Source organism: Stenotrophomonas sp. 3diitr2024 (assembly GCF_042136455.1).
Lineage (GTDB): Bacteria > Pseudomonadota > Gammaproteobacteria > Xanthomonadales > Xanthomonadaceae > Stenotrophomonas > Stenotrophomonas sepilia.
Window position 1 is genome coordinate 1 of record NZ_JBHHMJ010000664.1, and the last position, 7,759, is coordinate 7,759.

Annotated in this window: 7 protein-coding genes and 2 pseudogenes; 8 read left to right on the plus strand and 1 reads right to left on the minus strand. The window is 67.2% G+C overall.

Annotation, left to right across the window (positions count from 1 at the left end; all coding sequences use genetic code 11):
- Positions 1-355 (plus strand): annotated as a pseudogene (locus ABGA94_RS17020) (hypothetical protein); the annotation flags it as partial.
- Here the strand turns inward: ABGA94_RS17020 and ABGA94_RS17025 are convergent.
- Positions 274-1,467 carry a pyridoxal phosphate-dependent aminotransferase gene (locus ABGA94_RS17025; protein ID WP_005419455.1) on the minus strand — a complete coding sequence of 398 codons (1,194 nt, stop codon included), beginning with the start codon at positions 1,465-1,467 and terminating at the stop codon, positions 274-276. The pseudogene ABGA94_RS17020 and the gene ABGA94_RS17025 sit on opposite strands and share 82 nt — an antisense overlap.
- Before the next feature lie 143 nt (positions 1,468-1,610).
- On the opposite strand from ABGA94_RS17025, the gene ABGA94_RS17030 reads away from it, so the two are divergent.
- The 7 genes and pseudogenes from ABGA94_RS17030 to hslV all read left to right on the plus strand — a co-directional run.
- Complete coding sequence (locus ABGA94_RS17030; protein ID WP_032954542.1) at positions 1,611-3,722, plus strand: S9 family peptidase; 2,112 nt, start codon at positions 1,611-1,613, stop codon at positions 3,720-3,722.
- Positions 3,723-3,776: 54 nt separating this feature from the next.
- Positions 3,777-4,205: a YbaN family protein gene (locus ABGA94_RS17035; protein WP_005419450.1), complete on the plus strand. Its 429-nt coding sequence runs from the start codon at positions 3,777-3,779 to the stop codon at positions 4,203-4,205.
- Positions 4,206-4,287: 82 nt separating this feature from the next.
- Positions 4,288-4,560, plus strand: a complete 273-nt coding sequence (locus ABGA94_RS17040) for a lipoprotein (protein ID WP_065178023.1) — start codon at positions 4,288-4,290, stop codon at positions 4,558-4,560.
- Positions 4,553-5,404 carry a diaminopimelate epimerase gene (gene dapF / locus ABGA94_RS17045; protein ID WP_197599347.1) on the plus strand — a complete coding sequence of 284 codons (852 nt, stop codon included), beginning with the start codon at positions 4,553-4,555 and terminating at the stop codon, positions 5,402-5,404. Before ABGA94_RS17040 ends, dapF begins: the two co-directional genes overlap by 8 nt.
- Positions 5,401-6,075 (plus strand): DUF484 family protein, encoded by a 675-nt coding sequence (locus ABGA94_RS17050; protein WP_005419445.1) that lies wholly within the window; start codon positions 5,401-5,403, stop codon positions 6,073-6,075. Before dapF ends, ABGA94_RS17050 begins: the two co-directional genes overlap by 4 nt.
- A gap of 16 nt (positions 6,076-6,091) precedes the next feature.
- Positions 6,092-6,988: a tyrosine recombinase XerC gene (gene xerC, locus ABGA94_RS17055; RefSeq protein WP_005419436.1), complete on the plus strand. Its 897-nt coding sequence runs from the start codon at positions 6,092-6,094 to the stop codon at positions 6,986-6,988.
- Positions 6,989-7,073: 85 nt separating this feature from the next.
- Positions 7,074-7,550, plus strand: a pseudogene (gene hslV / locus ABGA94_RS17060) (ATP-dependent protease subunit HslV); the annotation flags it as partial.
- Positions 7,551-7,759 lie beyond the last annotated feature (209 nt).

Sequence of the window (7,759 nt, forward strand, 5' to 3'; positions counted from 1 at the left end):
CACGCCGGACGTGAGCGTCTATGCCAAGGTCGCCCGCGGCTTCCGCGGCCCGACCATCCAGGGCCGCTCGGCCGTGTTCAATGCCGACTTCACCACCGCCGATTCCGAGACCATCCTGTCCTGGGAAGCGGCCATCTACCACGACTCGCTGGACCTGTCCGACGCCGAGCAGCGCCGCAAGGCCGCCGTGCGCCTGATCGCCAAGGTGCCGACCCTGTCGGCGCTGATCTACCGCCACGGCAAGGGCCTGCCGGCCAACGGCCGGCACTACCGTCAACGTGGTCCCTGCCAACGCTTCAATCCGCGCGCAATCCGCGCCACCGCCTCCTGCAACCGCGGTACCTCCTGGGTATAGGCCAGGCGCACGTGCTGGTTGGCACGATGGAAGCCGAAATCCAGGCCCGGGGTGAACGCCACGTGCTCGGTTTCCAGGAAATGCGCGCAGAATGCCTGCGCGTCGTCGGTGAACGCGCTGACGTCGGCGTACAGGTAGAACGCGCCCTGTGGCTCGACTTCGATACGGAAGCCCAGCTCACGCAGTGCGGGCAGCAGGAAGTCGCGACGCTGGCGGAACGCGTCGCGGCGCTGTTCGAAGATCGCCATCGATTCCTCGCTGAAACAGGCGAGGGCGGCATGCTGGGCGATGCTCGAGGCGCTGATGTACAGGTTCTGCGCCAGCTTCTCCAGATCCGGTACTGCGGACGGCGGCGCCACCAGCCAGCCCAGCCGCCAGCCGGTCATGCCGAAATACTTGGAGAAGCTGTTCAGCACGAACGCGCTGTCATCCACCTGCAGCACGCTGGGCGCATCCAGGCCATAGGTCAGGCCGTGGTAGATCTCGTCCACCACCAGGTGACCACCGCGCGCGTGCAGGGTCTTCGACAATGCCGCCAGCTCGGCGGCGGAAAGCACGGTGCCGGTCGGGTTGGCCGGCGAGGCGACCAGCGCGCCGACGCTGTCGGCATTCCAGTGCTGTTCCACCAGCGACGGGGTCAGCTGATAGGTGGTCTCCGGCCCGACCGGTACCAGTTGCGCACCGCCTTCCACCAGGCGCAGGAAGTGGCGGTTGCAGGGGTAGCCGGGGTCGGCCAGCAGCCAGTGGCGGCCGGGATCGACCAGCAGGCTGCTGGCCAGCAGCAGCGCACCGGACCCACCCGGGGTGACCAGGATGCGTTCAGGATCGATGTCCAGACCGTAGTGGCTGCGATAGAAACCGCTGATCGCCTGGCGCAGGGCCGGCAGGCCACGTGCGGCGGTGTAGCGGGTATGGCCGGCGGCCAGTGCGGCCTGGCCGGCCCGCACGACCGGTTCGGCCGTAGTGAAGTCCGGTTCGCCGATTTCCAGGTGGATCACATCGTGGCCGGCCTGTTCCAGTGCCTGCGCGCGGGCCAGCAGGGACATCACATGGAACGGGGCGATTTCATGGCTGCGCCGGCTGTAGCCCGGCGTGTGGGGCAGGGTACTCATGTGCCCATGGTACGCCGGCCGGCACGCCCCATGACGATCCGCAGGGTTGCCGCATTGCGGGGATTGGGGTCAGATCGCTTTTCGGGAAAAGGGATCTGACCCCGCCGAAGACCATTGCATTGATGCGCCAGGAACCCTACTTCATGAAGTCCACCCTCTGCCTGTTGCTCGCCAGCCTGATGACCACGACTGCTACCGCCGCCACTCCGCCCGTTCCGCCGGACGCCGCCAGGCATCCGCACGTGGTCAAGGCGCCGTTCGGCGCGACCCGCAACGATGACTATTACTGGCTGCGCGACGACAAGCGCGAGAACAAGGACATGCTGGCCTACCTGCAGGCCGAGAATGCCTACGCCGACCAGCTGCTGGCACCGCTGAAGCCACTGGAAGACACCCTGTACAAGGAGATCGTCGGCCGCATCAAGCAGGACGATTCCAGCGTGCCGGCGCGCGAGCGTGGCTACTGGTACTACAGCCGTTTCGAGACCGGCCAGGACTACCCCATCCACGCACGCCGCAAGGGCAGCATGGAGGCCGCCGAGGAAATCCTGCTGGACGTCAATACGATGGCTGCCGGCAAGGGCTACTTCAGCGTCGGCTCGATGGAGGTCAGCCAGGACAACCAGTTGCTGGCCTGGGCCGATGATGATGTCGGCCGCCGCCAGTACACGATCCGCTTCAAGGATCTGACCACCGGCAAGGTGCTGCCCGATGTGATCACCGGCAGCTCCGGCGACCTGGTCTGGGCCGACGACAACCGCACCGTGCTGTATGTCGAGAACGATCCGGAAACGCTGCTCACCGTGCGCGTGAAGAGGCACGTGCTGGGCACTCCAGCCAGCGCCGACACCGTCGTCTACGAAGAGAAGGACGACAGCTTCTACATGGGCATCGGCCGCACCCGCGACGATCGCTTCATCACCATCGGCGTGCACAGCACCGTGTCCTCGGAAGAGCGCTACGCACCGGCCAGCGATCCGACCACCTTCACCGTGCTGGCCCCGCGCCAGCGTGACGTCGAGTACGACGCCGACCACTACGACGGCCGCTGGGTGATCCGCACCAACGACGGTGCGAAGAACTTCAAGCTGGTCACCGCACCGACCGATGCCACCTCGCGTGCGCAGTGGAAGGACTGGATTGCGCATGACGATGCGGTGTTCATCGAAGGCTTCGAACTGTTCGACAGCTACACCGCCATCGCCGAACGTTCCGAGGGCCTGGAGCGCATCCGCCTGCTGTACAAGGACGGCCGCAGCGACTACGTGAAGGCTGATGAGCCGGCGTACTCGATGGGCCTGGGCGACAACACCGAAGCCGATACGCCGTGGCTGCGCTACGTCTACACCTCGATGACCACCCCGACCACCGTGTTCGAACTGAACACCGCCACCGGCGAGCGTCGCCAGCTGAAGGTACAGCCGGTGATCGGCTATGACGCGTCGAAGTACGAAACCGACCGCGTCTGGATCACCGCGCGCGATGGGGTGAAGGTGCCGGTGTCGCTGGTCTACCGCAAGGGCTACCAGAAGGATGGAAAGGGCGCACTGTTCCAGTACGCCTATGGCAGCTACGGGATGTCGATGGACCCGTACTTCAACCAGACCGCGGTGAGCCTGCTCGACCGCGGCGTGGTGTATGCCATTGCCCATATCCGCGGTGGCCAGGAAATGGGCCGCGACTGGTACGAGAACGGCAAGCTGCTGCACAAGCAGAACACCTTCAACGACTTCATCGACGTCACCCGCGGCCTGGTCGCACAGGGCTGGGCGGCGAAGGATCGCGTCGCTGCGTCCGGCGGCAGCGCCGGTGGCCTGCTGATGGGCGCGGTGGCCAACCAGGCCCCGCAGGATTACCGGGTGATGGTGGCGCAGGTCCCGTTCGTCGACGTGGTCACCACCATGCTCGACCCGACCATTCCGCTGACCACCAACGAATACGATGAGTGGGGCAACCCGGAGCAGAAGCCGTATTACGACTACATGCTGTCCTACTCGCCCTACGACAATGTGAAGCAGCAGGCGTACCCGGCGCTGTTCGTGGGTACCGGCCTGTGGGATTCGCAGGTGCAGTACTGGGAGCCGGCCAAGTGGGTGGCCAAGCTGCGTGATCACAACACCGGCCCCTACCCGATCCTGTTCCGCACCAACATGGAAGCCGGCCACGGCGGCAAGTCGGGGCGCTTCCAGCGCTACCGCGAGCTGTCCGAGTCGTACGCGTTCGTGCTGCAGCAGCTGGGCATCGCCCAGCCGTAACGGCGAAGGGGTGCCGGGCGTTGCCGGGCACCCCGAACCGTTATCCTTGCGGCCATGAGCCTGCCCGAGCCCTCCGCATCCCGCGATACCGCCACGCCACCGCGCGTGGTGCGTTTCCGCTGGGCGTGGTGGCTGCTGGCCTATGTCAGCCTGGGCACCGGCATCGTCGGCATCTTCGTGCCGGGCCTTCCGACCACCGTATTCATCCTGATCTCGGCGTGGGCTGCATCACGTGGGTCCGAACGCCTGCACACCTGGCTGCTGCAGCACCCGCGCTTCGGCCCGGCCATCGCCAACTGGCAGGCACACGGGGCGGTCAGCCGCTATGGCAAGTGGATGGCCACGATCACCATGGCGGTGTGCGCCGCCATCATGCTGTGGTGCGTGCCGATCGCCTGGGTGAAGTGGTTCTCGATCGGCAGCATGACCGTGGTCGCAATCTGGCTGTGGACGCGGCCGTTGCCGCCACCGCCCGCAGATTGAGTGCCGGCGGTAGTGCCGGCCGCTGGCCGGCAACCCGATTCCCTGCACCAACCGCTCAGCCGCCAATGGCTATACTCGGGGCATGAAGATCCCCCATCGAAACGCCATCCTGATTCCGCTGGCAGCGGCCTCGCTGCTGCTCCTCGCCGCCTGCGGCAACAAGGGCCCGCTGGTACTGCCGCAGAAGCCGGTGCCGGTGGAGGAAACCGTCGAACCCGCTGCCGAGCCCGCCACCGAGGCGACCCCGGCGGAGGCCCAGGGCGCCGTTGCCCCCACCACGACCGTCGACCCGGCTGCAACGACCACTCAGCCGGCACCCGCGCCAGCGAAGAAGGCGGGCAGCGGGAATGAGTAAGGCCGGTTCCAAGGCCTTGCGCTTCAGCAAGATGCATGGCGCGGGCAATGATTTCGTAGTGATCGACCTGCGTGACGGTATTGCGCCGCCCACGCCTGAACTGGCCGCGCGCCTGGCCGACCGCCACACCGGCGTCGGCTGCGATCAGATCCTGACCATCGAGGCGCCACGTGCGGAAGGCTCGGTGGCCTCGTACCGCATCTGGAACGCCGACGGTTCCAATTCCGAGCAGTGCGGCAATGGCGCGCGCTGCATCGCGGCCTGGCTGGTGCGCGAGGGCAGCGCGCAGGGCGATGCGTTCGTCATCGACAGCCCGCTGGCCAGCCATGAGGTGAAGGCGCTGGGCGAAGGGCAGTTTGCGGTGACGATGGGCGTGCCTGCTTTCGAGCCGGCCAACGTGCCGCTGATGGGCTTCGCCCACCCGCGCGAGGAATACCTGCTGCCGCTGCAGGGCGAGAGCGTACGCTTCGCCGCAGTGTCGATGGGCAACCCGCATGCGGTGATCGAAGTCGGCCTGATCGATGCCGCTCCGGTTGAACGCGTGGGTTCGCTGCTGCAGCAGCACGCGTCGTTCCCGCGCTCGGTGAACGTGGGCTTCGCCCAGGTGATGAGCCCGGCCCACGCCCGCCTGCGCGTGTTCGAGCGCGGTGTCGGCGAGACCCTGGCCTGCGGCAGTGGCGCCTGCGCCGCCGCCGTGACCCTGATGCAGCGCGGCCGCCTGCAGCGCGATGCGCGCATCAGCCTGCCCGGAGGTGACCTGCGCATCCAGTGGCCGGGCGATGGCCAGCCGGTGGTGATGGCGGGCCCGACCGCATTCGTCTTCGAAGGGGAGTGGATGGCATGACCGAAACCGTCGACAAGCTCGGGGCCCATGAAGTCGCTGCCTGGTTGCGGCGACATCCCGGCTTCCTCAAGCAGTTCCCGGACCTGGCCCTGACCCTGGTGGTGCCGCGCGATGACGGCCCGACCGCATCGCTGGCCAGCTACCAGCTGGAAGTGCTGCGCGAGAAGAACCGCGAGCTGGCACGACGGTTGGCCGATCTGGGCGCCACCGCCCAGGTCAATGAACGCCTTGCGGTGCGCACGCACCAGCTGACCCTGGCACTGATGAAGCAGGACAACGCGGCCGATACCCTGCGCGCGATGGCCGCATCGCTGCAGGAAGACTTCGCCGGCGACCTGGTGCGGCTGGTGGTGCATGCGCCGGTGGCCGGGCTGGAACAGGCCGACTGGCTGCAGGTGATTGCTGCCGATGATCCGCAACTGGGCCCGTTCCGCGATTGCCTGAACGACGGCGAGCCGATCTGCGGCCGCCTGCAGCCGGAAAAGAATGCCGTCCTGTACGGCGTGCGCAGCGAGGAAGTGCAGACCACCGCGCTGCTGCCGTTGCCGGGCGTCGGCCTGATCGCAGTCGGCAGCCACGACCCGAACCGCTTCTACCCGGGCATGGGTACGCTGTTCCTGCGCATGATGGGCGACGCCCTGGCCACTGGCCTGAAGCGCTTCCACGACTAAGCAGGACCGGACGACGATGAGCGCGGTACAGGCCTTCCTGCAGCATCTGCAGGTGGAGCGGCGGATGTCGGCGCATACGCTTGACGCCTACCGCCGCGACCTGGACGCGCTAGCGGTCTGGGCCGAACCGCGTGGCGTAGCGGTGGAGGCGCTCGATGCCGATGCGTTGCGCCAGTTCGTCGCCGACGAGCATCGCCGCGGCCTGTCGGCCAAGAGCCTGCAACGCCGCCTGTCGGCCTGCCGCAGCTTCTATGCCTGGCTGCTCAAGCACGCGCACATCGAGGTCAGTCCGGCAGCGACGCTGAAGGCACCGCGCGCGCCACGCCGGTTGCCACAGGTCCTCGACGCCGATGAGGCGGTGCAGCTGGTCGAGCTGGAGCCGGAAGGTGAGCTCGGCCGCCGTGACCGCGCGCTGCTGGAACTGTTCTATTCCTCCGGCCTGCGTCTGAGCGAAGTCTGTGCGCTGACCTGGCGCGACCTGGATTTCGACAGCGGGCTGGTCAACGTGCTGGGCAAGGGCAACCGCCAGCGCCGCGTGCCGTTCGGCCGGCCGGCACGCGAAGCGCTGCAGGCGTGGCGCGCGGAAAGTGGCGGTGGTCCGGCATCGCCGGTGTTCCCCGGTCGCAACGGGCCAATCAGCCAGCGTGCGGTGCAGATCCGCATCCGCCAGCTGGCGCAGCGCCAGGGCCTGTTCAAGCAGGTGCACCCGCACATGCTGCGGCACAGTTTCGCCAGCCACATCCTGGAATCGTCCGGCGACCTGCGTGGTGTGCAGGAGCTGCTGGGCCATGCCGACATCGCCACCACGCAGATCTATACCCACCTCGATTTCCAGCACCTGGCCAAGGTCTATGACGCCGCGCATCCGCGCGCGAAGCGTCGACGCAGCACCGAGGGCAGCGGAGAAAGCTGAACGTTGGCCCTGCGTCAGCCGGTCGCGGGTGGCTTGAAGGGCGCAGCGCAGTCCCCACCTCTGGTTCTGTCACCCCGGAGGCATCATGGACCCCAGTCAGAACCCCAACGTTTTCCACGCCACCACCATCGTCTGCGTCCGTCGCGGCGAGCACGTGGCCATTGCCGGCGACGGCCAGGTCACGCTGGGCCACACCGTGATGAAGGGCAACGCGCGCAAGGTGCGCCGCCTTGGCCGCGACGGCCAGGTGCTGGCCGGCTTCGCCGGTGCCGCTGCCGATGCCTTCACCTTGTTCGAGCTGTTCGAGGCCAAGCTGGAAAAGCACGGCCAGCTGCAGCGCGCCGCGGTCGAGCTGGCCAAGGATTGGCGCACCGAGCGCCGCCTGGGCAAGCTCGAAGCCCTGCTGGCAGTGGCTGACAAGGAAACCTCGCTGATCATCAGCGGCACCGGTGATGTGATCGAGCCGGAGGACGGCATCATCGCCATCGGCTCCGGTGGTTCGTACGCCCTTTCGGCTGCGCGGGCGCTGATGGCGCACACCGAGCTGGATGCACGCACCATCGAGCACCGCGAGATCTTCTTCGACGAGATGGTCGACCTGATGCGGCAGATCATGCGCGGCGACGTGTCGCCGATGATGACCGCCGCCATCCTCACCGGCCTGAGCGACACTGCCAACGCTATGCTGATGTACGAGAAGTACGGGTGGTCGGTGCGCCTGGCATGGAACTGGCGCGACCAGTACCTGATCCTGGCCAACCAGGGCTCCAG

What these genes read in the sequence shown, in the direction of transcription:
- xerC (WP_005419436.1), top strand. Translation starts at nt 6,092, where the DNA reads ATGAGCGCGGTACAGGCCTTCCTGCAGCATCTGCAGGTGGAGCGGCGG.
- dapF (WP_197599347.1), top strand. Translation starts at nt 4,553, where the DNA reads ATGAGTAAGGCCGGTTCCAAGGCCTTGCGCTTCAGCAAGATGCATGGC.
- ABGA94_RS17050 (WP_005419445.1), top strand. Translation starts at nt 5,401, where the DNA reads ATGACCGAAACCGTCGACAAGCTCGGGGCCCATGAAGTCGCTGCCTGG.
- ABGA94_RS17040 (WP_065178023.1), top strand. Translation starts at nt 4,288, where the DNA reads ATGAAGATCCCCCATCGAAACGCCATCCTGATTCCGCTGGCAGCGGCC.
- ABGA94_RS17030 (WP_032954542.1), top strand. Translation starts at nt 1,611, where the DNA reads ATGAAGTCCACCCTCTGCCTGTTGCTCGCCAGCCTGATGACCACGACT.
- ABGA94_RS17035 (WP_005419450.1), top strand. Translation starts at nt 3,777, where the DNA reads ATGAGCCTGCCCGAGCCCTCCGCATCCCGCGATACCGCCACGCCACCG.
- ABGA94_RS17025 (WP_005419455.1), bottom strand. Translation starts at nt 1,467, where the DNA reads ATGAGTACCCTGCCCCACACGCCGGGCTACAGCCGGCGCAGCCATGAA.